Below are 25878 nucleotides of genomic sequence, written 5' to 3'. Positions count from 1 at the left end.
ATGTACCAGTTTGTACTGGGAAAGATCTCCACACTTAGCGCGGACCCGCTGGCGTCAACGCTCGCAGACAGGGCACCTCAGGGTGCACAAAACGCATCCTGGCTTGCAGGCCGGACGCTGCTCGCCAGAACATTATCCCCCTCGCCGCTGCCCGACATCATTTACGGTGAACAGGGAAAACCGGCTTTTGCGAAGGGGCACCCGTTGTGGTTCAACCTGAGCCATAGCGGCGACGACATTGCCTTATTGATGAGCGACGAAGGTGAAGTCGGCTGCGATATCGAAGTGATCCGCCCGCGGCAGAACTGGCAGGCGCTGGCGAATGCCGTCTTTAGCATCACCGAGCATGAAGAGCTTGAGCGCGAAGCGCCCGAGGAACAGCTTTCTGCCTTCTGGCGTATCTGGACGCGGAAAGAGGCGATTGTGAAACAGCGCGGCGGCAGCGCCTGGCAGATTGTCAGCATCGACAGCACCGCGCAGACGCATTCGGTGAGCCAGCTGCGCTTCGGCACGCTGAGCCTGGCGGTGTGTACCCCTACGCCCTTTACCTTGACCGCCGAGTCGATTTCTTACCCCAATACGTCTGCGGCATAAAGATCGTCAGCACGCCGAGAATAATCAGGCCAACGCCCGCCAGCGCGCGCCAGGAAAAGTGTTCTCCCCAGCCGGGCAGCACAACGGCGGCACCCCACACCAGAATGTAGCTGAGGCTCAGCAGGGCATAGGCTCGACTGAGCGCCATGCGCTGCAGGGCCAGATACCAGCAGCCCATCGAGGCAACATAGCCAGTTAGACCCAGCATCAAGGTTCCCGTGCCGGGCGCGGCGTGCCAGAGGGCAGCAAAAAAGGCGTCACTCACCGGCGGCAGCGTCACCATGGCGTGGCGCAGCACCAGCTGCGCTACGCTGACCAACACCACGCTGCATAACGCCCAACATGCCCCCTTCACAGGCTTCCTCCCAGCAGGATAATCCCGACGATAATCAACCCGACGCCCAGCCAGTGGCGTGACGGGACGGACTCATGCCAGACGATTTTCGCCGCCAGCGTGACCCAGACAACGTTCAGGCTGAGCATGGGGTAAGCCACGCCGACGGGCAGAAGCTGCAACACCACCAGCCAGGCAAGCATCCCGCAGCCAAGCGCCAGCAAGGCCAGCCCAAGCCACAGGGCAGTTCGCTGACCGCCGTTCGCCCGGGTTGCCTGTTTCTGACACAGCTGCCCTGCGCAGCTCAGCAGGCTTGCCAGTACCAGCCAGATCCAGGCCATCATTGCGGCAGATATTGCAGGTAGGCCAGACGCCCCTGAATCGTCAGGCTGTCCGGTTTCGGCAGCCCGGCGCGGGCAATGTCATCGTTTTTTGAAAGCAGGATCACCAGTGATACCGGCCCCTGCTGACGATGCGTTTCGAGCCATTGTGCGATGTCACCGTTGCTCACAAACCGTCCTTTCACATCCGGGTAACCGAGGCCATATTTCAGCTCCCCGGTCTGGCCAAAAAGAATGATGTCATGACGATTCAGTTCCCACGCCAGCCCCGACGCCACGCCAACGTTGTTTGCCAGCACAAACCGGCTCTCCTCCAGCGGCATACGCACAGTATCAACCAGCGACTGCGGCTGTTTGGAATCCACCACCAGGTTAGGGATGGCAAACCCAATGAGCAGCGCAAGACCGGCAGGACAGAGTGCCGCGAGCCACCAGCGCCGCGCGCTCTGCTTCAGCGTAAACCAGCCCACCGCGGCCCAGATAAGAAAAGCGATCGCGGCACAGAAGACTTTGTACAGTTCAACCGATGTCCAGACCGGATGTTTAGCGAGTCCCCACGGCGACACCACCAGCGCCGCCACCACGCCGATAACGCCAAACGCGAGGTTGATGCCGCCGTTGACGCGCAGCACGCGGGCCCCTTTTTCCGCCATCGTGCAGGCGTAGCGCGCCATCAGGATAGCCAGCGGCGCGAAGCACGGCAGAATATAGGTGGGCAGCTTGCCTTTGGCGATGCTGAAGAACAGCAGCGGCATCACCACCCAGCCCAGCAGATAGAGTCCCGCCCCCTCATTTTGCCTCTCACGCCAGCCGAGGCGCAACGCGCCCGGCAGCAGCGCCAGCCAGGGCAGACTCCCCGCGACGAGGAACGGCAGGTAGTACCAGAACGGCGCTTTATGCTGGGCATCGCTCTGCGCAAAACGCTGGATATGCTCCACCCAGAAGAAGTAACGCCAGAAATCCGGTTCGCGCTGGGCGATCGCCAGCCCCCAGGGCAGGACGATAAGCACGCAGCTCAGGATCGCCAGCCAGCCGAAAACAAGCACCTCTTTCCAGCGTTTCTGCGCAATCACCCACGGCAGCACGCCCATCACCGGGACCGCCAGCGCCAGGAAGCCTTTGGTCATGACGCCCATGCCGCAGGCCAGCCCCAGCAGAATGTAGCCCCCCGCTTTTCCGGCCACGGTTTTCGACCGTGCGGCCAGCCAGAAGCTGCACATTGCTAACGCCAGCCACAGGGCGATAATCGGATCCAGCACGGCGTAGGTGCCGATGCCATAGACAAGGAACAACGTTAAGAAGATAAGGCCGGAGAAAATCGCCACCCGCTTATCCTGCCAGAGGCGCCAGGCGAGCCAGATGACCAGCAACGCCGTCAACCCGGTGGAGAAGATCGCCCCGGCGCGCACCGCAAAGTTGGAGTGACCAAAGATCAGCTGCCCGATGCTGTTAACCCAGTAACCGGCAATCGGCTTTTCAAAGTAACGCAGGCCGAGAAAATGCGGCACAATCCAGTCGCCTGAGGCGAGCATTTCACGGCTAATTTCCGCATAGCGCGTCTCGTCAGGCTGCCACAACAGGCGGAGATCGACCGGGATAACGTAGTAAACAATAAACAGTGCGAGAAGCGCTACGCCATAACGGGCTGCTTTCATGATACCGGGCTCACGGTTTGTTGATAGCCAAGCCAGCCTTCCCGACCGGCCATTTCATTGCGCACAATTTTGCCGACCGGCAAGGTGCTGAGATCGTCTGGCAGCATGTCGCCGAGCGGGCAGAACTGAATGCCCTCGGCGGCAGCCATCGTCAACAGCGCATCAAAATCATGCTGATACGCGATCCCTTCCACCTCGGCGTGAATCGTGTAGACCGGCGTACCCGCGTCGCGATGCATGCAGTCCAGTATGTAGCGGTTAAACCCTGCGGCACTGACGTTGCGCCCGACCACTTCATCCCAGGTCGGCAGCGTGACCGGAATTTGAACCGTACCGGTGCGATCGTTCCCTAACAGCGGTAAAAACGGGGCAGTACCGCGACAATCGCTGTTATAGCGAAACGCGAAGGTCTCCTTGGCTTTCACCACGCGCTGGTCGGCACGCCATCCCGCCGCGGCGGAACAGCGCACGGGCTGGCCGGTAATCGCCTCCAGCTCCTGCACGCCGCGCTCGACGTCTTGTTCCAGGCGCGGAATATCCCAGACGCCCGCCCAGGCCTGCCAGGCATGGTGATCCCAGGCGTGAAGCCCCACTTCGTGCTGATGCGCCGCCTCGCAGATAATCGCCTCATTCCCCGCCCCGATGCGCCTGCCGGGCCAGGCGGTCCCCGCCAGCAAAATATCCCAGCCGTAGAGGGATGCCGCGCGCGAGCGCAGCATTTTGAACAGAAATGCCGGTTTAACCAGGCGCCACAGATGACGCCCCATGTTGTCGGGCCCGACGCTGAAGAAAATGCTGGCACGCACGCCGTGCTTGCTCAGCAGTTCCAGCAGCCGCGGGACGCCGTCGCGGGTGCCGCGAAAGGTGTCGACATCAATGCGTAAACCGACCTTTTTCATGATGCCTGTTCCGACAGCTCCACGGTGCGCAGGAAGAAGTCGAGCGTTTCATCAATGGTCTGCTCCATCTTCACGGTTGGCGTCCAGTTCAGGCAGCGCTTCGCGTTGCGGATGCTCGGCTTGCGGTGCTCTACGTCCTGATAGCCTTTGCCGTAGTAGCTGCTGCTCTCCACTTCGCGGAACCCGGCAAACGGCGGGAACTGGCTGCGCAGCGGATGGCGCTCGAAGCTTGCCAGCAGCATTTCAGCCAGCTCGCGGATGCTCGCTTCGTTGTCCGGGTTGCCGATGTTGATGATCTCCCCGTTGCAGCGGCCGTCTTTGTTTTCGATGATGCGGAACAGCGCTTCGATGCCGTCGCTGATATCGGTGAAGCAGCGTTTCTGTTTGCCGCCTTCGATAAGCTTAATCGGCGACCCTTCCACCAGGTTCAGGATCAATTGGGTGATGGCGCGGGAGCTGCCGATACGCGCGGCGTTCAGGTTATCCAGACGCGGCCCCATCCAGTTAAACGGACGGAACAGGGTAAAGCGCAGCCCCTCTTTCTCGCCATAGGCCCAGATCACACGGTCCAGCAGTTGTTTGGAAACAGAGTAGATCCAGCGCTGCTTGTTGATCGGCCCGACCACCAGGCTGGAGGTGTCCTCGTCGAAGTTCTTATCGGTACACATGCCGTACACCTCAGAAGTGGACGGGAAGATGATGCGCTTATCGTATTTCACGCAGTCGCGGATAATCTTCAGGTTCTCTTCGAAATCCAGCTCAAACACGCGCAGCGGGTTACGGGTGTACTCAATCGGTGTGGCAATCGCCACCAGCGGCAGCACCACGTCGCATTTCTTGATGTGGTACTCGATCCACTCCGAGTGGATGCTGATGTCACCTTCAACGAAGTGGAAGCGCGGATTACCGAGGAAACGGCCGATCGCATCGGATCCAATGTCCAGACCGTAGATCTCGTAGTTGTCGTCTTTCAGCAGGCGCTCGGTGAGGTGGTTGCCGATAAACCCGTTCACCCCGAGGATCAGCACGCGCGTGCGCCGTTTGAGCGCCACCACCGGCGCGCTGGTGATCAGCGCCCCCGCCACCAGCCCCAGAGACTGCGCCAGCTGCGCCCCCTGAACGTACAGGCCGCTGTCGGTTTGTCCGGTAACGATCTCCAGCGCCTGCTCGCCGCAGCTCACAATCAGCGGGGAGACCGAGACGACGGTGCCCGGTTTGGCGGCAGGAATGTCGTCACGCACGCGGGATTTCCAGACGATAAATTTACTCACGCCCGCAAAGCTGTATGCCCCCGGCCACGGGTCGGTCACGGCGCGTACCAGGTTGTGCAGCTGGCGCGCCGGTTGGTTCCAGTCCAGACGGCCATCTTCCGGCGTGCGGCGACCGAAGCAGCTGGCCTTGCTTTCATCCTGCGCGGTTTCGGTAAAGGTTCCCTGAAGGATCGTCGGCAGCGCGTCGCGCAGCAGGCTTTGCGCGGCGGTGCAGAGCTTGCGGTGCAGCTCCAGCGCCGTCTCATCGGCGTCAATGCTCACTTTCTGCTGCGCTACGATGCCGCCCGCATCGGCACGTCGCACCATTTTGTGCAGCGTTACGCCGGTTTCCGCTTCACCGTTAACCAGCGCCCAGTTCAGCGGGGCGCGACCACGGTAGGCTGGCAGCAGGGAGCCGTGCAGGTTGAACGCCCCTTTGTCTGCCACGCCCAGGATCGCATCGCAGATCAGGTTGCGGTAATAGAACGAGAAAATCACATCCGGCGCGAGTTTCTGAATGCGATCCACCCACAGCGGGTGGTTCACGTCGTCCGGGGCGTACACCGGGATCCCGTGTTCAGCCGCAATACGCGCCACCGAGCCAAAGAAATGGTTTTCTCCGGCAACGTCCGGATGCGTGAAGATGGCCGTAATGTCGAAGCCTGCGTCCAGCAAGGCCTGCGTGCCCGAGCACCCCATATCGTGATAGGCGAAGACGACAGCTTTCATGGGTGTTTTTCCTCTTGAGATGCGGTGTGTTCCTGACGGACAACCCGTTGAATAAAGTAGCGCGGACGCGCGCGAACATCGTTGTAAATACGGCCGATGTATTCACCGAGCAGGCCCATACCAATGAACTGAGCGCCGATGAACATGAACAGCACGGCAAACAGCATAAAGACCCCTTCCGCCGCCCACTGTGGGCCAAAGGCCAGCCGCAGCACTACCAGCAGAACGGAAAGCGCAAACCCGGCCAGCGCGATAACACTGCCGAAAACGCTCAGCAGGCGCAGCGGCGTGGTGGTCAGGCAGGTGATGAGGTCGTACATCAGATTGATCAAACGCATAAAGCTGTACTTTGACTCCCCGTGCTCGCGCTCGGCGTGCAGCACCGGGATCTCCGTCGCTTTGCGGGCAAAGGTGTTCGCCAGAATCGGAATGAAGGTACTGCGTTCGTGGCAGTGCAACATGGCGTCGATGATGTGGCGGCGATAGGCGCGCAGCATGCAGCCGTAATCGCCCATCGCTTTGCCGGTGGTGCGCTGGATCAGCCGGTTAATGGTGCGTGACGCCAGCTTGCGGAACAGGCTGTCCTGACGGTTTTGCCGCACGGTGCCGACCACGTCGTAGCCCTCGTCGGCTTTGGCAACCAGGCGCGGGATCTCTTCCGGCGGGTTTTGCAGGTCAGCGTCCAGCGTTATCACCAGATCGCCCGTCACGTGGCTGAACCCGGCCATGATCGCCGAGTGCTGGCCGTAGTTACGGTTAAGCAGCACGGCAACAATATGGCTGCCCTCCGCCTGTGCGGCGTCGGTCAGCATCATCGCGGAGTCATCGCTGCTGCCATCATCCACCAACAGAATTTCGTAAGCCTTGCCCAGGGTGTCACAGGCAGCGGTTGTACGGCGGATCAGCTCCGGCAGGCTCTCCTGCTCGTTGTAGACCGGGATCACCACGGAGACTTTTTGAACGGGCGGCACGCTGAACATATCAATGTCCTGCAAGCTGATGGAGCGCGGTAATGACGCGGGTTGTGTCGTCATGGGTCATGTCCGGGAAAAGAGGGAGAGAACAAATACGCGCGCTGTTCCATTCGGTGTTCGGGAGTGAGACCTCCGGAAAACGCTCGCGGTAATATTTTTGCGTGTGGGCCGCGCGGAAGTGCAGGCCGGTACCGATGCCCTGCTCTTTCAGCGCGGCCATCAGGGCATCGCGCGAAATGCCGCACCGGGCTTCATCCACGCGAATAATAAACAGGTGCCAGGCATGCAGATGCGGCCAGGCCGGGGTGCGCAGCGGCTGGAAAGGGGTATCCGCGAGTTCAAGCCGGTAGCGGTCGGCAATGTCGCGACGGCGCTTATTGGCCTCGCCCAGCTTGCCCAGCTGCACCAGCGCCAGCGCGGCGTTGATATCCGCAAGGTTGTATTTGAAGCCAGGGGTGATGACCTCCGCCTGCGGCGCGCGGCCGTGGGTCTGGCGGTCATAGGCATCTACGCCCAGACCGTGGAACTTCAGGCTGCGGATTTTTTGCGCCAGCTGTGCGTCATCCGTCACCACCAGGCCACCTTCGGCGCAGGTCATGTTTTTGATGGCGTGAAAGGAGAAGATGGCCGTGCCCTGCCAGCCCACGTGACGGTTGTTGTAGTAGGTTCCGGCGGCATGGGCGGCATCTTCAATGACGGGAATACCGTTGCGTTCACCGACGGCGCGAATGGCGTCGATATCGCACGGTGCGCCCGCATAATGCACCGGCACAATGGCTTTCGTGCGGGGCGTAATGGCGGCCTCGACCGCCTCAGGCGTCACCATCAGCGTCTCTTTGTCGACGTCGATCATCACCGGCGTGGCGCCCAGCAGCACGATCATATTCAGCGTCGACACCCAGGTCAGGGAGGGGGTAATCACCTCATCACCGGGACCGATATCCATCGCCATCAGAGTGACATGCATCCCCGCCGTGGCGGAGGAAACGGCAATCGCATGACGGTTTCCGGTAAGCGTACAAAACGCGTCTTCCAGCGCCTGATTTTTCGGCCCGGTGGTGATCCAGCCGGAGGTTAATACCTCCTGCACGGCGGCGATTTCCTCAGCGCCCATTGAAGGACGAGAAAACGGCAAAAAATCACGCATTATTAATTTCCTTGAGATGTATAAGGCAACTTTTTGATATTAACCAAATGCCGACGCGTTTATTTCAACGAACCATAAACTCATCTCAAGGTAACGTTCATTTCTTAGGGAAAAATTAAGATAGCGAAAAAGAGGAATAACAAAACAACTGAAACTAATTAATAAACAAAGAGTTATTAAATTATGAATTATTTATTTTGTGATTATGCTCACCGTTAACGCGCTTTTTATCTAAACCAAACATCAACAAACAAAAAATTCCCGACCATTTCGAATAAATATGAAATGAGCCGGGAACTTTTCGTTTTAGTTAATTGTCGCGCTTATTTTAAATTATCAGGAAAGTTTTTTGGAAGTTCACTGGCAGCGCACGCAATAACGCTTTCATTATTGGCACCGCAGTCGCGAACAAAAGTAATAGTGGCAAATTCATCAATCACTTCGGTTGGATATGCCGGGCCCGCATCGCGATAGCTATTCATCAGCGGAATGTGATCGTTCTGGAAGCAGACGGTTTTTTCCGGATTGTTCATCACCCAGCGCGGGAAGAAGATCGTGCCGTGGAACAGGCTATCGCCCAGGTTCACAATCAGGCTCACGTCGGTGCCGGTGGGCTCAGTCCAGGAGATTTTATAGATGCTCTCCCCAACGCGGACGATATACGCCTGCTGGTCTTTCACCCAACGGTTACCGACCAGGCCGCTGTGAATACGGTAGTCGAGGGTGTTTTCGTTTTTGACGTAAATTTCATAGTTCCAGCCGTTATCGTAGGTATAAACCAGATGTTTGCCGACGAAGCCGCTTAAATCATGTTTGTCGAAGGTTTTCATAAGATGTCTCCTTTGTTTTGATGAGACGATCTTATTCCTTCAAAAAACGAATGAATAACGCTATGTTTGAATCAAATTCATCCAAATTTTAGATTAATTATGCACAAGACGACGCTCGAACAATGGGCCTTGCTGGAGAGAGTGGTGGAGGCTGGCAGCTTTGCTAAAGCAGCGGAAGAGACCCACCGCAGCCAGTCTTCGGTCAGCTATAACCTGTCGCTGCTGCAGGAGCGGCTGGGCGTGGCGCTGCTGATGGCGGAGGGAAGACGGGCCGTGCTCACTCCCGCAGGGGAATTATTACTGAGTCAGGTTAAACCGCTGCTGAAGGCGTTCTCTTACGTCGAGACGCGCGCCGCGACGCTGCAGAGCGGCATGCGGACCCGACTCGACCTCATGGTTGACAGTATTTTCCCGCGTCGCCGCCTGTTCGCCATTTTGCGGCAGTTCCAGCAGCGCTATCCGCAAACGCAGGTGCGGCTTACCGAAGTGCTGGAAAACAGCCGCGACGATGCGCTGAACGATGAAGCCGACGTGATGATCCTCACCCGCCGCCAGGACATTACGGGACTGGGCGAATGGCTGATGAATATCGACTTTGTCGCCGTTGCCCATCACGAGCACCCTCTGTTTGCACTTGAAGCACCGCTGAACGATGAACTGCTGCGCCCGTGGCCGCTTATCCAGATTGCGGACAGCCAGCCTGCTGCCCGTCCTGCTGGCGGGTCCTGGACATTTTCCACCATTGATGCCGCCATCGAAGCAGTGATGAACCAGGTTGGATACGGCTGGCTGCCGGAAGAGCGTATTCAAACGCAGCTGGAACAAGGCGTTCTGAAAGCGCTGCCGCTCAGCCACGGCGTGCGCCGCGCGACGCCGCTGCACCTCATCGTTAAGCGCTCGCTCAGCCCGCTGGATGAGCAGGTGGACACCCTGCTGCACCTTTTTAAACAGGAGCCGTCATCCTCACCTGCTACGCTTTAAGGTCTGAACGTTAAAACCACAAGGAGCGGAGCATGAAAATCGATTTTACGGGGAAAGTGGCGCTGGTGACCGCCTCAACCGGCGGGATTGGGTTCGCTATCGCCCGAGGGCTGGCTGAAAGTGGTGCGGAGGTGATTGTGAATGGCCGCAGCACGGACTCGGTAAACAAGGGTATCCAGCAACTCCAGCAGGTCGTGCCCGGCGTGCAGGTGCGGGCGGCCATTGCCGATCTCAGTACACCGGAAGGGGTGGACGCGCTGCTGAACGTGGCAACGAACGTCGACATTCTGGTCAACAACGCGGGGATTTACGGCCCGCAGGATTTCTACTCCACCGACGATGACACCTGGGAGCGTTACTGGCAGACCAACGTAATGTCCGGCGTGCGCCTCTCCCGCGCCCTGCTGCCCGGCATGGTGCAGAAAGGCTGGGGGCGCGTGGTGTTTATTTCGTCCGAATCAGCCTGCAATATTCCGGCGGATATGATCCACTATGGCGTGACCAAAACGGCGCAGCTCTCGCTGGCGCGCGGGCTGGCGAAATTTGTAGCCGGAAGCGGCGTCACGGTTAACAGCGTCCTGCCAGGACCGACGATGTCTGACGGTTTTGCCGGGATGATGAAAGACGAGATCGAGAAAACCGGGAAATCGCTGGAGCAACTGGCGAAAGAGTTTGTGATGGCTAATCGCCCCAGCTCGGTGATTCAGCGCGCCGCGACGGTGGAAGAAGTGGCGAATATGGTGGTGTATGTCTGTTCGACGCAGGCCTCCGCCACCTCCGGCGCGGCACTGCGCGTCGATGGTGGCGTAGTGGATGACATCATCTGAGCCGTCAGGCTGCAGCGCCCGCCACCCGGCGGGCGGTGATGAAATGTTCCTGCCAGTAGTTGTCCGTCAGGGTTGAAACCGTTACGCCCTGGCTGCTCGAGGCGTGAATAAACTGGCTATCACCAATATAAACCCCCACGTGCTTTCGGTTCGGGCCCGTCTGGAAAAACACCAAATCTCCGGCCTTCAAACGGTATTGTGCCACCTGCACACCGCGATGGATCTGCTCGCTCGTGGTGCGCGGCAGTTCCAGGTGTGCGGCATCACTGAAGAGGTGCTGCATCAGCGCAGAGCAATCTACCCCGCGATGCGTGGTTCCTCCCCACTGGTAGTGGGTCCCTTTCCATTTCTGGTATTGATCGAGAATGCGGGAACGTAGCGGACCCGTTTGCTGATGCATCAGCCCGGACTTTGCCGGGGATACCGACAGCTCGCTGTTCATTGACAACATGGAAGCAGGCAGTTGAAAACTAAATGCTGAAAACGAGGCAAAACTTAACGAGAGTATTGAAATAAGCGATCTAAGAGTCATATCAAAAAGAAGCAGTGAGTGAGTTTTTCCTTACGGGTGGGGCCAATATTTCCCCAAAAATCGTGCAATGTGGCGATAATATAGACTGTTCGTTTTTCATCCAATTCTTATCGGGTCTGATTTTGGACTTTTCGTCCCTGTCGCAAGAATGAGAAAAAAACGCGCGTGGTATAAGGACTGTGGCGTTAAAGCAGGTAAACTAATGAGCAGAATGTGTATTTCAGCTAAGACGTATTTATGACCAATATGATTGCCGACGACGCCGTGGCTAAATCCCACGTGCTCTCTGTCTTTGACTTTGATGGAACATTGACGCATCACGACAGCTTTATCCCTTTCCTGCGCTTTGCCTTTGGCAAGCGTTACTTTGCGGGACGGCTGGTGCGGATGGCGTTACCGACGCTCCACTGCGTGCGCCGCAAGCTAACGCGTGATGAGCTGAAAGAGGTGTTGATCAAAACGTTCCTGACAGGGGTGGACGAGCACTGGTTACGTCAGCAGGCGGAAGCCTTTTGTGAAAAATACTGGAACAAGCTGATGCGCCCTGAAGGGGTTTTAGCCGTTGCGGCTGAGGTGAATTCCGGTGCGGAAGTGACTATCTGCTCCGCCTCCCCGGCACTGGTGCTTCAGCCATGGGCGGATAAGCTCGGCATTAAGCTGATTGGTACGCAACTGGAAGTGAAAAACGGCAAGCTGACCGGACGTATCACCGGCAATAACTGCCGCTGTGCACAGAAAGTGGCGAGGCTGGAAAAGGTCTACGGCGATCTCAACACCTACCACCTGCGCGCCTGGGGTGACACCCGTGGTGACCACGAACTGCTGGCGGCAGCGCAGGATCCACACTGGCGTCACTTCCATCATCCGCGCAAGCGTCGGAATTCACCGATTAAGGGGTAAGTGCGGTCTTTTGCCCTCACCCCGGCCCTCTCCCACAGGGAGAGGGAGACAAACGATGCATCAGGCAGTACGTTTCCCCGGGAACATCACGCTCGCAATAATCCCCAGCGCCAGCACGCCCAACACCACAAACAGACTGGCCGTCGCGCCAATGCTGTAACCGTGATGCCAGAAGTGATCGGTGGCATTCAGACCCAGCTTGAACGCCACAAAGAACAGCAGCAACACCACGGCTTTCTCGAGGTGCACCAGATACTGCTTCAGCGCTTCCAGCACGAAGTAAAGGGTACGCAGGCCGAGGATAGCGAACATCATGGCGCTGTAGATAATCAGCGGTTCGCGGCTCACCGCGATAATGGCCGGTACGGAGTCAAACGCGAACATTACGTCAGAGAGTTCCACCACCGCCACACAGAGCAGTAACGGCGTCGCGTAGCGCTTCGCTTTCTTCACGCGGCCAACCATGACGTCCTGGTTTTCAGGCTTCTCCAGCTCAGCATCCACCTCTTTTTGCGTCAGGATAAACGCGTGGCTGCTGATTTTCGGCCAGACCGGGTAAAAGCGTTTTACCAGACGATAAGCCAGATGACCGGAGTAATCTTCAACTTCATCGCTCTCTTCATTGCGCTTGAGCATCATCACCGCCGTCCAGCCGACGACCAGCGCGAAAACGACCTCAACGTACGGTCCCAGGCTTAACAGGCTGGTGCCGATAGCCACAAAGATGCCGCGGAAAACAATCGCCCCCAGCACGCCCCAGTAGAGCACACGGTGACGGTATTTATCCGGCACGCCAAACCAGGCGAAGATGGCCATCATCACGAACAGGTTATCAATGGAGAGAACTTCCTCCAGCGCGTAACCGGTAAGGAACAGGCTCGCCATTTCGGCACCGTGGTGGATGTACAGGAACCCGGCAAACGCCATCGCCATCGAGAACCAGAAAACGGACCACATCGCCGCGCTTTTCAGCGAGACAGGTTTATCGTGACGGTGCATGAAGAGGTCGATAAACATCGCCCCAACGGCCATTACGACAAAGACAACAACGGTTTCCGTCGGGAAACCGAGATGAGCAGCAGACATACACAACCCTTTTATAGAGGCAAAACACAGCACCATGCAGACTGGCGTAAACCAGCCGAGAAAAAGGGTGGACTGTTGTTCAACGTCTCCACCCTCAAAACCGCAGCTCTGTGGCTGCGCAAGGTGTGTACTTTACCTCACAACGTAGGGTGGCGCATCTGCCGTTTAGGCACTCATGCCGCGTAAACGCTGGAGTACCGTCACCAGCACCGCCACGGACCAGCCTACCATCAACGCCCCTACCAGCCCTTCCAGTCCACCGATCAGCCGCCAGTGCTGGGGTAACGTCACATCGCCATAACCCACGGTGGCGTAGCTGACCAGTGAAAAGTAGAAGCTGGTGTTCCAGCTATTAAACGCATCAATAACAAAATAAAACGCCGCAAACAGCCCGGCCTCAAGGAGATGGGCGAAGATCATCGAGATAACAATAACGACATTACGCAAAACGATTCGCACCGCGGAATCGACGTCAAATTTAATGAATTTTAGAACGCCAAACATCCACAGCGAATGGATCACCACGGTAAGGGAAAGCAAAATAATAATGCTGAGTAGCTGCATGAGATGTGCTCTGACCAATCGAAAATGGCCCCGCGAACGTGACGGGGCCTCTGGTCGAAGCATAGTTGAATGGCGTGACAACGTTGGTGCAATAATTGCGTTACGTGATTATTTCTCTGCCAGCGCCTGCGCGCACGCCCAGGCGCTGGCCCACGCCCACTGGAAGTTATACCCGCCGAGCCAGCCGGTGACGTCCATCACTTCACCAATGAAGTAGAGCCCTGGAACATTGCGTGCTTCCATGGTGCGCGAAGAAAGTTCGTGCGTATCAACACCGCCCAGCGTCACTTCCGCCGTGCGGTAGCCCTCGGTGCCGTTTGGCTGAACGCGCCAGGCTGTCAGCGTCTCGACCAGCGCGTCCTGCTCGCGGCTGTTTAGCTGCTTAAGCGACACATCGGGGATCTGCCCCAGCACCTGCAGGCACTCCACCAGACGCTTCGGCAGCTGCATCGCCAGGGTATTTTTCAGGCTCTGATTCGGGTGCGCGGTACGCTGCTCGTTGAGGAACACGTCCAGATCGCAGTCCGGCACCAGGTTTACCGTCACAAATTCGCCCGGCTGCCAGTAGCTGGAGATTTGCAGCACCGCCGGACCGGAGAGGCCGCGATGGGTAAAGAGCAGGTTTTCGCGGAACACCGTGCCGTCTTCGGCGGTAATGACCGAGGGAACGGACACGCCGGAAAGCGTCTGGAGCTGTTCCAGAAGCGGTTTATGCAGCGTGAACGGCACCAGACCGGCACGCGTTGGCAAGACTTTCAGGCCAAACTGTTCGGCAATTTTATAGCCGAACGGGGACGCGCCCAGCCCCGGCATCGACAGGCCGCCGCTGGCGATCACCAGGCTGTCGGCGCTGACGGTTTCACCGTTCAGCTGTAGCCTGTAACCCTGCTCGTCGCGGGCGACCTCCAGCACTTCCGTACGCAGGCGCATCGTCACGCCACCCTTCTCGCACTCGGCCACCAGCATATCGACAATCTGCTGCGCGGAGTCGTCGCAGAACAGCTGGCCCAGCGTCTTCTCATGCCACGCGATGTCGTGCTTACCCACCAGATCGATAAAATCCCACTGGGTGTAACGCGCCAGCGCAGATTTGCAAAAATGACGGTTTTGGCTCAAATAGGCCGCGGGTTCAACATACAGATTAGTAAAGTTGCAGCGCCCGCCGCCGGACATCAGGATCTTACGGCCTGGCTTTTTACCGTTATCCAGCAGCAGCACACGACGACCCGCCTGTCCGGCCATTGCCGCACAAAACATACCCGCCGCACCGGCGCCAATTACCACGGCATCAAACCTTTCCACGTCAAAATCCTCTTCGTTAACTGCCGCGGATTGTAAAGTTTCCTCTGTGGTCACACCAGCGTAAAAAGATATTACAAAGCCATTTCATTGATATTTAAAGATTATCCTTTCAGGCACTTTTCCCAAATCAGGTGGTATGTCAAAAAAAGTCTATATTTCACTTTGCCCGCCGTGCATTTGTCCTGGATAATGCGCCGCGTTCATGTCCTCAAAATGGCGTAACGTCCTATGCTACATTTGTTTGCCGGCCTGGATTTACATACCGGGCTTTTATTATTGCTTGCTCTGGTTTTTGTACTGTTTTACGAAGCGATCAACGGCTTCCACGACACTGCAAACGCAGTAGCAACGGTTATCTACACTCGCGCAATGCGATCGCAGCTTGCGGTTGTTATGGCGGCGGTATTTAACTTTTTCGGTGTCCTCCTGGGCGGACTGAGCGTTGCGTATGCGATCGTGCATATGCTGCCAACGGATCTGCTTCTCAACGTTAGTTCTGGCCATGGCCTTGCTATGGTGTTCTCAATGCTGCTTGCTGCAATTATCTGGAACCTCGGTACCTGGTATTTCGGCCTGCCTGCATCCAGTTCTCACACTCTCATCGGCGCGATTATCGGTATCGGGTTAACCAATGCCCTGATGACCGGGACGTCCGTTGTTGATGCGCTGAACATCCCGAAAGTGTTGGGGATTTTCGGCTCTTTGATCATCTCTCCTATCGTGGGTCTGGTGGTTGCGGGTGGATTAATTTTCATCCTGCGTCGCTACTGGAGCAACACGAAAAAACGTGCGCGTATCCACCTGACGCCAGCAGAGCGTGAGAAGAAAGACGGCAAGAAAAAGCCGCCATTCTGGACGCGTATTGCGCTGATCATTTCCGCTATTGGCGTGGCGTTCTCTCACGGCGCGAACGATGGTCAGAAAGGGATTGGTCTGGTGATGCTGGTACTGATTGGCGTCGCACCGGCAGGTTTCGTGGTCAACATGAACGCCTCCGGTTACGAAATCACCCGTACCCGTGATGCAATTAACAACGTCGAAGTGTACTTCCAGCAGCATCCTGCCCTGTTGAAGAAAGCGACCGGCGTTGACCAGTTGATTCCGTCTCCTGAAGCGGGTGCCACCACCGCGCCGGGCGAGTTCCACTGCCATCCGGCAAACGCGATTAACGCGCTGGAACGAGCCAAAGGCATGCTGGGCGACATCGAAAGCTACGACAAACTGGCTGTTGAACAGCGTGGCCAGCTGCGTCGCATCATGCTCTGCATCTCTGACGTGACGGATAAAGTCGCGAAGCTGCCAGACGTGAATGCTGACGACAAGCGTCTGCTGAAGAAACTGAAAAGCGATATGCTCAACACCATTGAGTACGCGCCAATCTGGATCATCATGGCCGTCGCGCTGGCACTGGGTATCGGTACAATGATTGGCTGGCGTCGTGTGGCGACCACCATCGGCGAGAAGATCGGTAAGAAAGGCATGACCTATGCGCAGGGTATGTCTGCGCAGATGACGGCGGCGGTTTCTATCGGTCTGGCGAGCTACACCGGTATGCCAGTATCCACCACCCACGTACTCTCCTCGTCCGTGGCAGGTACCATGATTGTTGACGGCGGCGGTCTGCAGCGCAAAACCGTGACCAACATTCTGATGGCCTGGGTGTTTACCCTTCCGGCATCCATCCTGCTGTCTGGCGGTTTGTACTGGATTTCGCTGAAGCTGATTTAATCGGTTGAAGGCGATAAAAAAGCGGGTCAGGAAACTGACCCGCTTTTTTTATGGCTGCTATTTGCCATGAGGTGTTTGATAACATGAGGATTTTATGAACATTTTTTGCTCAATTTCAAAACATAGAAAAAACTATCATGGCGGCCAGAAGATAAATCCAGACAAAGGAGAATGTATGGCTTCTGTCCCTATCTCAGGACCGGGTTCAATCGTTATAGCGAACAATATGCGTGAGGCACGCCTTAACGGAATGTCACGCAATATGGCCACGCCCTCAACGTATTATTGGTTCTACCAAAAAGTCCGAAATGGCGGTCCCTGGGATTATAAAAAATTCGACCCTTATTTTGCTGCATTTGGTAACTTCAACTTCGGAGCCGCAGGTACTGCGGCAGGTATCCCTGCAAACATCCTTCTTATGGGCGCAGGCTGGGCTCAAGGCCGGGCAGGTACCTCAAAACCGGAATGGGGAAAATGGTACGAAAAGCCACCTTACGGAGACGACCCAACGGACCAACGCAACATCAGAGAAGGAATAGAGTATGCCATTCAAAACGGCTATTAAATGGATTCATCGCCTTGTTACCGTTTCGCTTCTGGTTCTGGCCATTGGATTTCTCTGGTTAAACCATCAGCCCAATCAGCGAAATAGCGATGAGCTACAGCGCGTTTATAAATTATCCGATAGCGTCTGGCTCTATATGACCGTGAACAATCAGGGTGGCACAACCGTACCAACAATCTACCGTTACTATCTCTCGGGGGAGATCGCAGGGAAAGATACCGACATTATCCATCAGCTTGCTATGAAGCATCCTGTCATCGAAGGTACAGGCACGATTACCGCAGCCAGTATTGATACAAGCGGGGAAGTGAAAATTGCCTATAGCGGGAAGGTTATTTCGATGGAGAACAATATCTCCAGTCTCCGGTTCTCAGTTAAACCCTGAGCCAGATGAAAGAAGGCGGGGCTTTCCCCGCCTGCTGTGATACTCAGTGCCAAATCATCAATGCAATCATACTGACCACGACCAGCCCGCACAGGGCGCTGGTCAAAATGAACTGACGACGCAGACGCTCGCAACGACGGATAAACTCTTCATCGTGATGATCGCGGTAACGCTGGTAGTAGATGTATCCCACCAGACGCATCTGTTTGCTGGGCTGTCCATGCGAGGTGAAGAACCCTCCACCGTCCACATACTGATAAAGCAACGGATCGCAACCACGAAGTACTACTAACAGCGCACGTAACGATGAGAAGTAGCGCGCCATATTCACTATGCAAACTACGCATAACGCCCAAAACAATGCGACGGTGCTAATCATACATCCTCCCCGGCGTCCGCCCACGAAGCAAGGCTTCTGAGCTACCGCACTCCAATGCCCTGACAGACAGTTCAGTGAAAGAATGACCAAAAGTCGATCCGGTTCGCGTTTTAATATCCGAACGGTTCATTAAATAGTGTAGGAGATCCGTTAATTTTTTTGCCACAAGGTTAATCGTTATCAACACCAAAGCTTGAAAAATATGTTTAACTGGGCCGTAATGAATGTATCAGACGACGGCATTCTCATTTAGTCATCGATAACTTAAGGAAGGAGTAACACTATGGCTTACAAACACATTCTCATCGCGGTAGACCTCTCCCCGGAGAGCAAAGTGCTGGTTGATAAAGCGGTATCCATGGCACGTCCCTACAACGCGAAAGTTTCGCTGATTCACGTTGATGTGAACTACTCCGACCTTTACACCGGTCTGATCGACGTGAATCTTGGCGATATGCAGAAACGCATCTCCGAAGAGACTCACCATGCGCTGAGCGAACTGTCCACCAACGCGGGCTATCCAATCACCGAAACCCTGAGCGGCAGCGGCGACCTGGGCCAGGTACTTGTGGATGCGATCAAGAAATACGACATGGACCTGGTGGTTTGCGGTCACCATCAGGACTTCTGGAGCAAGCTGATGTCTTCCGCGCGCCAGCTAATTAATACCGTTCACGTGGATATGCTGATTGTTCCGCTGCGTGATGAAGAAGACGAGTAAGTGCAAAAAAGCCCGGTGGCGCTAACGCTTACCGGGCCTACAAATGGCACTGAACGTAGGCCGGGTAAGGCGAAGCCGCCACCCGGCTTTTTTATTCCGGCGTACCCGAATAAATATCAAACCGGTGCCCTTTGGTGGTCACCGCATTGGTCGTGGCGACATCCGCCAGCGGCGGCGCATAGTCCGGGCGCTTCACCACCACCCGCTTCGTTGCAAGCTGACGGGCAGGCTCCAGCAGGCCATCTGCATCTAAATCCGGCCCCACCAGCGACTGAAACACCCGCATCTCTTTCTTTACCAGCGCGCTTTTCTGCTTATGCGGGAACATCGGGTCGAGATAGACCACCTGCGGGCGCGGAGTGATATCGGTCAGCGCCGTCAGGCTGGAGGCGTGAATCAGCTGTAGCCGTTCCTGCAACCACGGGCCGATTTCCGGGTCCGCGTAGCCGCGCGCCAGCCCGTCGTCGAGCAGCGCAGCAACCACCGGATTACGCTCCAGCATTCGCACGTGACAGCCGACAGACGCCAGCACAAAGGCATCGCGCCCCAGCCCCGCCGTGGCGTCCACCACGTCCGGAAGATAGCTCCCTTTGATGCCGACCGCTTTAGCCACCGCCTCGCCGCGACCGCCGCCGAACTTGCGCCGGTGCGCCATCGCGCCGCCGACAAAGTCGACAAAAATCCCGCCGAGCTTCGGTTCATCGCGCTTACGTAACTCCAGGTGCTCCGGCGTCATCACCAGCGCCATCGGGTTTTCTTCATCGTGTTCCAGCCCCCAGCGGGCCGCCAGAACAGATAAGGCGCCGTCTCCGGCGCCCGTTTCATCTACTAAGCAGATCTTCACGTAACAATCAGCCTTTGATCCCGTAATGCTCAAGCATCGCATCCAGCTGCGGCTCGCGGCCACGGAAGCGTTTGAACAGCACCATTGGCTCTTCAGAACCGCCGCGGGTCAGGATGTTGTCGAGGAACGACTGACCGGTTTCGCGGTTGAAGATCCCCTCTTCTTCGAAACGAGAGAAGGCATCTGCCGCCAGCACGTCGGCCCACAGGTAGCTGTAGTAGCCCGCCGCGTAGCCGCCAGCAAAGATGTGGCTGAAGGCATGCGGGAAGCGGCCCCAGGTTGGCCCTGGAATAACGGCAACCTGCTTTTTGATCTCTGCCAGGGTGTCGAGGATTTTCGCCCCCTGCTCCGGGCTGAACTCGGCGTGCAGGCGGAAATCGAACAGGCCGAACTCCAGCTGACGCAGGATGAACATCGCCGCCTGGTAGTTTTTCGCCGCCAGCATTTTATCCAGCAGTTCTTTCGGCAGCGGTTCGCCGGTTTCATAGTGACCGGAGATAAACGCCAGCGCGTCCGGCTCCCAGCACCAGTTTTCCATAAACTGGCTTGGCAGCTCGACCGCATCCCAAGGCACGCCGCTGATACCGGCTACGCCTGCGGTTTCGATGCGGGTCAGCATGTGGTGCAGACCGTGACCGAACTCGTGGAACAGGGTAATCACTTCATCGTGTGTGAAGAGCGCAGGCTTGCCGCTCACCGGACGGTTGAAGTTACAGGTCAGGTAAGCGACCGGCTTCTGCAGGGAACCGTCGGCTTTACGCATCTGGCCCACGCAGTCGTCCATCCACGCCCCGCCGCGCTTGTTCTCACGGGCGTATAGGTCAAGGTAGAAGCTGCCGCGCAGTTCATTTTTCTCGTCATACAGTTCGAAGAAGCGCACGTCCGGATGCCAGACGTCGATATCGGTACGCTCTTTCGCGGTGATGCCGTAAATGCGTTTCACCACTTCAAACAGGCCGTTAACGGCTTTGTTTTCCGGGAAGTACGGGCGCAGCTGCTCGTCGCTGATGCTGTAGAGGTGCTGCTTCTGCTTTTCGCTGTAGTAAGCGATGTCCCACGGCTGCAGCTCGTCCACGCCGAACTCCGCTTTGGCGAAGGCGCGCAGCTGGGCCAGCTCTTTTTCACCCTGCGGACGGGCGCGTTTCGCGAGATCGGTCAGGAAGTCGAGTACCTGCTGCGGGTTCTCCGCCATTTTAGTGGCGAGAGATTTATCGGCGTAGTTTTCAAAGCCCAGCAGTTGGGCCAGCTCGTGACGCAACGCGAGGATTTCCGCCATCACCGGGCTGTTGTCCCATTTACCGGCATTTGGCCCCTGATCGGAAGCGCGGGTGCTGTAGGCGCGGTACATCTCTTCGCGCAATGCCTGGTTGTCGCAGTAGGTCATCACCGGCAGATAGCTTGGGATATCCAGCGTTAACAGGAAGCCTTCCTGCTCTTTCGCTTCGGCCTGGGCTTTTGCCGCCGCCAGCGCGCTTTCCGGCATTCCGGCTAGCTGCGCTTCGTCGGTGATCAGCTTCGTCCAGCCCATGGTAGCGTCGAGCACGTTGTTGCTGTACTGGTTGCCCAGCTCGGAGAGACGCGCGGCAATTTCACCGTAGCGGGTCTGCTTCTCTTTTGGCAGACCAATCCCGGAAAGCTCGAAATCACGCAGGGCGTTATCGACGGATTTTTTCTGCGCGGTGTTCAGTTCGGCATAGTGGTCGCCGTCGCGCAGATCGCGATACGCCTTGTAGAGCCCTTCATGCTGGCCGACCCAGGTGCTGTACTCAGAGAGCAGCGGCAGGGTTTGTTCGTAGGCTTCGCGCAGTTCCGGGCTGTTTTTTACCGAATTCAGGTGGCTCACCGGGGAGAAAATACGCCCCAGCACGTCGTCCACTTCGGCCAGCGGCTGACACAGATTTTCCCAGGTGTACGGCGCGCCCTGCGCAACCACGTTTTCTACCGCCGCGCGGCAGTTGTCCAGCGATTGCGTAACGGCTGGAACCACATGCTCAGGGAGGATTTTAGAAAACGGCGGCAACGAAAAAGGCGTCAGTAATGGATTGGTCATAAACGCTGTCCTGTTGAAATAGGTGAATGAAGCGCGCATCCGGCGCTGTGCATATGAGATCTAGAATGGGGTTAAGTGTAGAGGATTTCAATGCCGGACGTTGCGCTTTCGCGGCCGTGGAAACTTTTCTGTATACTGTGGCGATACGCTCTATTTTTGCCCGATGGCGCTACGCTTATCGGGCCTACGTTTACTACCTGGAACACATTCATCCATGCTCAGTTATCGCCACAGCTTCCACGCTGGCAACCACGCCGACGTCCTTAAACACACCGTTCAGAGCCTGATCATTGAAGCGCTCAAAGAGAAAGAGAAGCCGTTTCTTTATCTCGACACCCACGCGGGCGCGGGCCGTTATCAGCTGAGCGGCGAACATGCCGAGCGTACCGGTGAATACCTTGAAGGCATCGCCCGCATCTGGCAGCAGGACGATCTGCCTGCCGAGCTGGAGCCATACATTGGCGTGGTAAATCACTTCAACCGCAACGGCCAGCTGCGCTACTACCCAGGCTCACCGCTGATTGCCCGCCAGCTGCTGCGCGAGCAGGACAGCATCCAGTTAACCGAGCTGCACCCGAGCGACTTCCCGCTGCTGCGTTCTGAATTCCAGAAAGACAGCCGCGCCCGCGTGGAAAAAGCCGACGGCTACCAGCAGCTGAAAGCCAAGCTGCCGCCGGTCTCCCGTCGCGGCCTGGTGCTGATCGACCCGCCGTACGAAATTAAAACCGACTATCAGGCGGTGGTGACCGGCATCCACGAAGGTTACAAACGCTTCGCTACCGGCACCTATGCCCTGTGGTACCCGGTGGTGCTGCGCGCGCAAATCAAGCGCATGATCAAAGACCTGGAAGCGACCGGTATCCGCAAAATCCTGCAGATTGAGCTGGCGGTACGCCCGGACAGCGATCAGCGCGGCATGACCGCTTCCGGCATGATTGTGATCAACCCGCCGTGGAAGCTCGAAGCGCAGATGAACAACGTGCTGCCGTGGCTGCACAAAACGCTGGTGCCAGCGGGTACTGGCCACGCGACCGTCAGTTGGATCGTACCGGAGTAATCGCAGCCATCGGTGGAAACTATTGATTTCAGGTATACAATCGCGGCAATTCACGATTAAGGACAAAAGCTATGACTAAGCATTATGACTACATCGCAATCGGCGGCGGCAGCGGCGGCATCGCCTCGATCAACCGCGCGGCCATGTACGGCCAAAAGTGTGCGCTGATTGAAGCCAAAGCGCTGGGCGGCACCTGCGTGAACGTGGGTTGTGTACCGAAAAAAGTGATGTGGCATGCGGCGCAAATCCGTGAAGCTATCCATATGTACGGTCCGGATTATGGCTTTGACACTACCATCAATAACTTCGACTGGGACAAGCTGATCGCCAGCCGTACCGCCTACATCGACCGCATTCACACCTCGTACGACAACGTGCTGGGCAAAAATAACGTCGACGTGATCCGCGGTTTCGCCCGCTTTGTGGACGCGAAAACGATCGAAGTGAACGGCGAGACGATCACTGCCGATCACATCCTGATCGCCACCGGCGGCCGTCCGAGCCACCCGAACATCCCGGGCGTGGAATACGGCATCGACTCCGACGGTTTCTTCGAGCTGCCAGCCCTGCCAAAACGCGTTGCCGTTGTTGGCGCGGGGTACATCGCGGTGGAACTGGCCGGGGTGATTAACGGCCTGGGCGCTGAGGCGCACCTGTTCGTGCGTAAACATGCGCCGCTGCGCAGCTTTGACCCGCTGATTGTCGATACCCTGGTCGAAGTGATGAACACCGAAGGCCCGACCCTGCACACCAACGCCGTACCAAAAGCGGTCGTGAAAAATGCAGACGGCAGCCTGACCCTGGAGCTGGAAGATGGCCGCAGCCAGACCGTCGACTGCCTGATCTGGGCGATCGGTCGTGAACCGGCGAACGATAACTTCAACCTGGCTGTAACGGGCGTGAAAACCAACGATAAAGGCTACATCGTCGTTGATAAATTCCAGAACACCAGCGTGCCTGGCATTTACGCGGTCGGCGATAATACCGGTGCCGTTGAGCTGACCCCGGTTGCCGTTGCGGCGGGTCGTCGTCTCTCCGAGCGCCTGTTTAACAACAAGCCGGACGAGCATCTGGATTACAACCTTATCCCAACCGTGGTCTTCAGCCACCCGCCAATCGGCACCGTCGGCTTAACCGAGCCGCAGGCGCGCGAGCAGTACGGCGACGACCAGGTGAAAGTGTATAAATCGGCGTTCACCGCGATGTATACCGCCGTCACCTCTCACCGCCAGCCGTGCCGCATGAAGCTGGTGTGTGTAGGCCCGGAAGAGAAAATTGTCGGTATCCACGGCATCGGCTTCGGTATGGACGAGATCCTGCAGGGCTTTGCGGTGGCGCTGAAGATGGGCGCAACGAAGAAAGATTTCGATAACACCGTAGCGATCCACCCGACTGCGGCGGAAGAGTTTGTTACCATGACACGTTAATGTAGAAAAATCACTGCTACACTTACCCATCTGGAAAACTGACATGTGTCGTCAGTTTTCCAGACTTGCCTTTAGAATACCTATAGGAATAAAAAGTTACTTTTGTGCAGGCTTATGTCACTAGCAGCCTACAATTGCACATCCAAAGAATCCCATTAATTAACACTTCCCGAGTTTGTTTCAGCCTACCTTTAAAACCATCGTAATCGCATCAGGTGTATTGCGTCCCATCAGGATCGGTTTCCCCATTTCGATATCAGACCCGTCGCCCTCAGAAAATCTCTTCTTCCGAATATGCTTATCAAATCTCCTCTCAGGCATACGGGAGGATTAATGTTCACTCTGTCACATTATCTCCCCTGGTACAGGCATATTCTGTTGTTATTAACCATATATGATGAAGTCATCTGAGAGAAATAATATGGCTCGATTGATAACGACAACCCCGGTATCAATCGGCGGAAAAATATCTTTCTCAGGAGCAGTCATCCATTTCAACAAACAGAGAATACTGCCCCCATTGCCTGCCTTGTATGACGCAGCAGGATACTATGTCAACTCAGTGAACCTCTGGTTCATTTCACTCGTTTCAGAAAGAATGCTTCAGGACCTCAGTTCCTGTTCCAGAGCACTTTTACGCTACTGGCGTTTTCTGGAGCGCACAGATATACGATGGGATTTTATGCCTTTTTCTCGTGCGGATAAGCCCCTTTACCTTTTTCGAAATACAGACTTATTGCCTGCAATCAATAATGGAGACCTGGCGTATTCAACCGCCAGTACCTACATGGGGCATATTATTCAGTTTTATAATTGGGCAGTATCAAACAACCTGTTAAAAACAGACGAGGAACATGCCCCGTTTGGGGTGGATATTATTCACATTCAGAACCCCGATGAACCCGGAAAATTTAAGCGACGCTCGATGACCATCCCTTATGACCTCCGGATACGCAGCCCCCGAAAAACAAATATCAATGGTACCGCGTCTCTGAATCCCTTAAGCCTTGAAGAATTGTCTCTGATGTTTCACCAACTCCCGTCAACACCTGTTGAATTCCGATTGATATGCACGCTGGCGCTACAGTCGGGACTCAGGCTGGAGGAGGCTTGTGGATTCACTGTTGATGCTCTCTTTCAGGCAGCCCCAACCAGCCATCTCAAAAACCGGTACCTTATTCGGATCGGCCCTGAAAATGGGATCCCAACGAAGTATTCTAAAACGCGTAAAATTGAAATATCTGCTTCCTTACTGGAAAGTCTGAAGGAATATGTCATACAGGAGCGCAGATTACGCCGATTGAATGCACTACTAAACAGACGCTCTGTTGCACCAGAAACGAAGAATACCCGGTGCCGGTTCGAACCCCTGTTCATCAGCCAGCAGGGAAATCCAGTCACTCCGGCAGTTTTCGCTACCCGCTGGGCAGAGTTCAGGACCCATCTAAAAACGTTTGTCCCAACGTTCAGACATAAATTCCACGATTTACGCTGCACCTACGCCACTTTGCGTTTGCAACACTTACTCGATGCTGGTCTGGCCCCACATGAGGCTATGGATCTGCTGATGGGATGGATGGGGCACAACAACGAAGCCACCACCTGGAAGTACCTGACTTATCTGAGATACGAAACACTGCTTAAGGATAAATTTGAGTTGATGGATAACATCATGCACCTCACCCTGAAGGAGCCTCCCGGTGATAAATAACCCCTGGGATCCACACCTCTGTCTTGAGTGTTTGCACAATGAGCGAAAAAATTTGATTCTCGACTT

The 25878-nt window shown here is 56.3% G+C and carries 26 protein-coding genes; 11 read left to right on the top strand and 15 right to left on the bottom strand.

Annotation, left to right across the window (positions count from 1 at the left end; all coding sequences use genetic code 11):
- Nucleotides 1-594: a 4'-phosphopantetheinyl transferase AcpT gene (gene acpT, locus ACTJJA_RS20690; protein WP_440669081.1), complete on the top strand. Its 594-nt coding sequence runs from the start codon at nucleotides 1-3 to the stop codon at nucleotides 592-594.
- Here the strand turns inward: acpT and arnF are convergent.
- The 8 genes from arnF to ACTJJA_RS20650 all read right to left on the bottom strand — a co-directional run bounded on the left by arnF (nucleotide 545) and on the right by ACTJJA_RS20650 (nucleotide 8753).
- Nucleotides 545-949, bottom strand: coding sequence for a 4-amino-4-deoxy-L-arabinose-phosphoundecaprenol flippase subunit ArnF (arnF, locus tag ACTJJA_RS20685; protein ID WP_440669080.1), 405 nt, complete (start codon nucleotides 947-949; stop codon nucleotides 545-547). The genes acpT and arnF overlap by 50 nt on opposite strands.
- Entirely contained in the window at nucleotides 946-1272 is a 327-nt protein-coding gene (gene arnE / locus ACTJJA_RS20680) for a 4-amino-4-deoxy-L-arabinose-phosphoundecaprenol flippase subunit ArnE (protein ID WP_440669079.1), read from the bottom strand. The genes arnF and arnE overlap by 4 nt, the downstream gene beginning before the upstream one ends.
- Complete coding sequence (arnT, locus tag ACTJJA_RS20675; RefSeq protein ID WP_089598682.1) at nucleotides 1269-2924, bottom strand: lipid IV(A) 4-amino-4-deoxy-L-arabinosyltransferase; 1656 nt, start codon at nucleotides 2922-2924, stop codon at nucleotides 1269-1271. The genes arnE and arnT overlap by 4 nt, the downstream gene beginning before the upstream one ends.
- Complete coding sequence (gene arnD, locus ACTJJA_RS20670; protein WP_440669078.1) at nucleotides 2921-3823, bottom strand: 4-deoxy-4-formamido-L-arabinose-phosphoundecaprenol deformylase; 903 nt, start codon at nucleotides 3821-3823, stop codon at nucleotides 2921-2923. The genes arnT and arnD overlap by 4 nt, the downstream gene beginning before the upstream one ends.
- On the bottom strand, nucleotides 3820-5802 hold the full coding sequence (gene arnA, locus ACTJJA_RS20665) for a bifunctional UDP-4-amino-4-deoxy-L-arabinose formyltransferase/UDP-glucuronic acid oxidase ArnA (RefSeq protein ID WP_440669077.1): 1983 nt from the start codon (nucleotides 5800-5802) through the stop codon (nucleotides 3820-3822). Before arnA ends, arnD begins: the two co-directional genes overlap by 4 nt.
- Nucleotides 5799-6782, bottom strand: coding sequence for an undecaprenyl-phosphate 4-deoxy-4-formamido-L-arabinose transferase (arnC, locus tag ACTJJA_RS20660; RefSeq protein ID WP_440669137.1), 984 nt, complete (start codon nucleotides 6780-6782; stop codon nucleotides 5799-5801). Before arnC ends, arnA begins: the two co-directional genes overlap by 4 nt.
- Before the next feature lies 1 nt (nucleotide 6783).
- Complete coding sequence (gene arnB, locus ACTJJA_RS20655; protein ID WP_440669076.1) at nucleotides 6784-7923, bottom strand: UDP-4-amino-4-deoxy-L-arabinose aminotransferase; 1140 nt, start codon at nucleotides 7921-7923, stop codon at nucleotides 6784-6786.
- A gap of 323 nt (nucleotides 7924-8246) precedes the next feature.
- Nucleotides 8247-8753 (bottom strand): phenolic acid decarboxylase, encoded by a 507-nt coding sequence (locus ACTJJA_RS20650; protein ID WP_440669075.1) that lies wholly within the window; start codon nucleotides 8751-8753, stop codon nucleotides 8247-8249.
- Nucleotides 8754-8852: 99 nt separating this feature from the next.
- On the opposite strand from ACTJJA_RS20650, the gene ACTJJA_RS20645 reads away from it, so the two are divergent.
- Together ACTJJA_RS20645 and ACTJJA_RS20640 are read left to right on the top strand one after the other, a co-directional pair.
- Nucleotides 8853-9734 (top strand): LysR family transcriptional regulator, encoded by an 882-nt coding sequence (locus ACTJJA_RS20645; protein ID WP_440669074.1) that lies wholly within the window; start codon nucleotides 8853-8855, stop codon nucleotides 9732-9734.
- 32 nt (nucleotides 9735-9766) lie between these two features.
- Nucleotides 9767-10561 (top strand): SDR family NAD(P)-dependent oxidoreductase, encoded by a 795-nt coding sequence (locus ACTJJA_RS20640; RefSeq protein WP_172701558.1) that lies wholly within the window; start codon nucleotides 9767-9769, stop codon nucleotides 10559-10561.
- A gap of 4 nt (nucleotides 10562-10565) precedes the next feature.
- On the opposite strand, the gene ACTJJA_RS20635 is transcribed toward ACTJJA_RS20640, so the two are convergent.
- Nucleotides 10566-11093, bottom strand: coding sequence for an NlpC/P60 family protein (locus tag ACTJJA_RS20635; RefSeq protein ID WP_440669073.1), 528 nt, complete (start codon nucleotides 11091-11093; stop codon nucleotides 10566-10568).
- A gap of 237 nt (nucleotides 11094-11330) precedes the next feature.
- Between ACTJJA_RS20635 and ACTJJA_RS20630 the strand changes: the two genes are divergently transcribed.
- Entirely contained in the window at nucleotides 11331-11993 is a 663-nt protein-coding gene (locus ACTJJA_RS20630) for an HAD family hydrolase (protein ID WP_089598690.1), read from the top strand.
- A 60-nt stretch (nucleotides 11994-12053) separates the two neighbouring features.
- Here ACTJJA_RS20630 and ACTJJA_RS20625 read toward each other — a convergent pair whose 3' ends face one another.
- From ACTJJA_RS20625 to ACTJJA_RS20615, 3 genes are all read right to left on the bottom strand, one after another.
- The gene (locus tag ACTJJA_RS20625) at nucleotides 12054-13079 is read right to left on the bottom strand and encodes a TerC/Alx family metal homeostasis membrane protein (RefSeq protein WP_042717234.1); all 1026 of its coding nucleotides are present in this window, start codon (nucleotides 13077-13079) and stop codon (nucleotides 12054-12056) included.
- Nucleotides 13080-13244: 165 nt separating this feature from the next.
- Nucleotides 13245-13643, bottom strand: a complete 399-nt coding sequence (locus tag ACTJJA_RS20620) for a potassium channel family protein (RefSeq protein ID WP_440669072.1) — start codon at nucleotides 13641-13643, stop codon at nucleotides 13245-13247.
- Between the two features lie 108 nt (nucleotides 13644-13751).
- On the bottom strand, nucleotides 13752-14945 hold the full coding sequence (locus ACTJJA_RS20615; protein ID WP_440669071.1) for an NAD(P)/FAD-dependent oxidoreductase: 1194 nt from the start codon (nucleotides 14943-14945) through the stop codon (nucleotides 13752-13754).
- 228 nt (nucleotides 14946-15173) lie between these two features.
- Between ACTJJA_RS20615 and pitA the strand changes: the two genes are divergently transcribed.
- The 3 genes from pitA (at nucleotide 15174) to ACTJJA_RS20600 (ending at nucleotide 17623) form a co-directional block, all read left to right on the top strand.
- On the top strand, nucleotides 15174-16673 hold the full coding sequence (gene pitA, locus ACTJJA_RS20610; RefSeq protein ID WP_010436629.1) for an inorganic phosphate transporter PitA: 1500 nt from the start codon (nucleotides 15174-15176) through the stop codon (nucleotides 16671-16673).
- A gap of 175 nt (nucleotides 16674-16848) precedes the next feature.
- Nucleotides 16849-17238 (top strand): polymorphic toxin type 44 domain-containing protein, encoded by a 390-nt coding sequence (locus ACTJJA_RS20605; protein WP_029740249.1) that lies wholly within the window; start codon nucleotides 16849-16851, stop codon nucleotides 17236-17238.
- Nucleotides 17216-17623 carry a hypothetical protein gene (locus ACTJJA_RS20600; protein ID WP_440669070.1) on the top strand — a complete coding sequence of 136 codons (408 nt, stop codon included), beginning with the start codon at nucleotides 17216-17218 and terminating at the stop codon, nucleotides 17621-17623. Before ACTJJA_RS20605 ends, ACTJJA_RS20600 begins: the two co-directional genes overlap by 23 nt.
- Before the next feature lie 43 nt (nucleotides 17624-17666).
- On the opposite strand, the gene uspB is transcribed toward ACTJJA_RS20600, so the two are convergent.
- Complete coding sequence (uspB, locus tag ACTJJA_RS20595; RefSeq protein ID WP_003861224.1) at nucleotides 17667-18002, bottom strand: universal stress protein UspB; 336 nt, start codon at nucleotides 18000-18002, stop codon at nucleotides 17667-17669.
- A 283-nt stretch (nucleotides 18003-18285) separates the two neighbouring features.
- Here uspB and uspA point away from each other — a divergent pair, with 283 nt between their 5' ends.
- A complete protein-coding gene (uspA, locus tag ACTJJA_RS20590) occupies nucleotides 18286-18723 on the top strand; it encodes a universal stress protein UspA (protein ID WP_003861223.1) in 438 nt (145 codons plus the stop codon).
- 91 nt (nucleotides 18724-18814) lie between these two features.
- Here uspA and rsmJ read toward each other — a convergent pair whose 3' ends face one another.
- Entirely contained in the window at nucleotides 18815-19567 is a 753-nt protein-coding gene (gene rsmJ / locus ACTJJA_RS20585; RefSeq protein ID WP_440669069.1) for a 16S rRNA (guanine(1516)-N(2))-methyltransferase RsmJ, read from the bottom strand.
- A 7-nt stretch (nucleotides 19568-19574) separates the two neighbouring features.
- The gene (gene prlC, locus ACTJJA_RS20580; RefSeq protein ID WP_440669068.1) at nucleotides 19575-21617 is read right to left on the bottom strand and encodes an oligopeptidase A; all 2043 of its coding nucleotides are present in this window, start codon (nucleotides 21615-21617) and stop codon (nucleotides 19575-19577) included.
- A gap of 214 nt (nucleotides 21618-21831) precedes the next feature.
- On the opposite strand from prlC, the gene ACTJJA_RS20575 reads away from it, so the two are divergent.
- From ACTJJA_RS20575 to ACTJJA_RS20565, 3 genes are all read left to right on the top strand, one after another.
- The gene (locus ACTJJA_RS20575; protein ID WP_214606118.1) at nucleotides 21832-22674 is read left to right on the top strand and encodes a 23S rRNA (adenine(2030)-N(6))-methyltransferase RlmJ; all 843 of its coding nucleotides are present in this window, start codon (nucleotides 21832-21834) and stop codon (nucleotides 22672-22674) included.
- Between the two features lie 71 nt (nucleotides 22675-22745).
- A complete protein-coding gene (gorA, locus tag ACTJJA_RS20570; RefSeq protein ID WP_440669066.1) occupies nucleotides 22746-24101 on the top strand; it encodes a glutathione-disulfide reductase in 1356 nt (451 codons plus the stop codon).
- A 421-nt stretch (nucleotides 24102-24522) separates the two neighbouring features.
- Nucleotides 24523-25812 carry a site-specific integrase gene (locus ACTJJA_RS20565; protein WP_440669065.1) on the top strand — a complete coding sequence of 430 codons (1290 nt, stop codon included), beginning with the start codon at nucleotides 24523-24525 and terminating at the stop codon, nucleotides 25810-25812.
- Nucleotides 25813-25878 lie beyond the last annotated feature (66 nt).

This window comes from Enterobacter sp. 22452, from assembly GCF_052045065.1.
Lineage (GTDB): Bacteria > Pseudomonadota > Gammaproteobacteria > Enterobacterales > Enterobacteriaceae > Enterobacter > Enterobacter mori.
This window is presented reverse-complemented; position numbering and strand designations above follow the sequence as displayed.

Bases quoted from the DNA above. Each gene is read 5' to 3' on its own strand.
- acpT (WP_440669081.1), top strand. From the start codon at position 1: ATGTACCAGTTTGTACTGGGAAAGATCTCCACACTTAGCGCGGACCCG.
- arnE (WP_440669079.1), bottom strand. From the start codon at position 1,272: ATGATGGCCTGGATCTGGCTGGTACTGGCAAGCCTGCTGAGCTGCGCA.
- arnT (WP_089598682.1), bottom strand. From the start codon at position 2,924: ATGAAAGCAGCCCGTTATGGCGTAGCGCTTCTCGCACTGTTTATTGTT.
- arnD (WP_440669078.1), bottom strand. From the start codon at position 3,823: ATGAAAAAGGTCGGTTTACGCATTGATGTCGACACCTTTCGCGGCACC.
- arnA (WP_440669077.1), bottom strand. From the start codon at position 5,802: ATGAAAGCTGTCGTCTTCGCCTATCACGATATGGGGTGCTCGGGCACG.
- arnC (WP_440669137.1), bottom strand. From the start codon at position 6,782: ATGTTCAGCGTGCCGCCCGTTCAAAAAGTCTCCGTGGTGATCCCGGTC.
- arnB (WP_440669076.1), bottom strand. From the start codon at position 7,923: ATGCGTGATTTTTTGCCGTTTTCTCGTCCTTCAATGGGCGCTGAGGAA.
- ACTJJA_RS20650 (WP_440669075.1), bottom strand. From the start codon at position 8,753: ATGAAAACCTTCGACAAACATGATTTAAGCGGCTTCGTCGGCAAACAT.
- ACTJJA_RS20645 (WP_440669074.1), top strand. From the start codon at position 8,853: ATGCACAAGACGACGCTCGAACAATGGGCCTTGCTGGAGAGAGTGGTG.
- ACTJJA_RS20640 (WP_172701558.1), top strand. From the start codon at position 9,767: ATGAAAATCGATTTTACGGGGAAAGTGGCGCTGGTGACCGCCTCAACC.
- ACTJJA_RS20635 (WP_440669073.1), bottom strand. From the start codon at position 11,093: ATGACTCTTAGATCGCTTATTTCAATACTCTCGTTAAGTTTTGCCTCG.
- ACTJJA_RS20630 (WP_089598690.1), top strand. From the start codon at position 11,331: ATGACCAATATGATTGCCGACGACGCCGTGGCTAAATCCCACGTGCTC.
- ACTJJA_RS20625 (WP_042717234.1), bottom strand. From the start codon at position 13,079: ATGTCTGCTGCTCATCTCGGTTTCCCGACGGAAACCGTTGTTGTCTTT.
- ACTJJA_RS20620 (WP_440669072.1), bottom strand. From the start codon at position 13,643: ATGCAGCTACTCAGCATTATTATTTTGCTTTCCCTTACCGTGGTGATC.
- pitA (WP_010436629.1), top strand. From the start codon at position 15,174: ATGCTACATTTGTTTGCCGGCCTGGATTTACATACCGGGCTTTTATTA.
- ACTJJA_RS20605 (WP_029740249.1), top strand. From the start codon at position 16,849: ATGGCTTCTGTCCCTATCTCAGGACCGGGTTCAATCGTTATAGCGAAC.
- ACTJJA_RS20600 (WP_440669070.1), top strand. From the start codon at position 17,216: ATGCCATTCAAAACGGCTATTAAATGGATTCATCGCCTTGTTACCGTT.
- uspB (WP_003861224.1), bottom strand. From the start codon at position 18,002: ATGATTAGCACCGTCGCATTGTTTTGGGCGTTATGCGTAGTTTGCATA.
- uspA (WP_003861223.1), top strand. From the start codon at position 18,286: ATGGCTTACAAACACATTCTCATCGCGGTAGACCTCTCCCCGGAGAGC.
- prlC (WP_440669068.1), bottom strand. From the start codon at position 21,617: ATGACCAATCCATTACTGACGCCTTTTTCGTTGCCGCCGTTTTCTAAA.
- ACTJJA_RS20575 (WP_214606118.1), top strand. From the start codon at position 21,832: ATGCTCAGTTATCGCCACAGCTTCCACGCTGGCAACCACGCCGACGTC.
- gorA (WP_440669066.1), top strand. From the start codon at position 22,746: ATGACTAAGCATTATGACTACATCGCAATCGGCGGCGGCAGCGGCGGC.
- ACTJJA_RS20565 (WP_440669065.1), top strand. From the start codon at position 24,523: ATGGCTCGATTGATAACGACAACCCCGGTATCAATCGGCGGAAAAATA.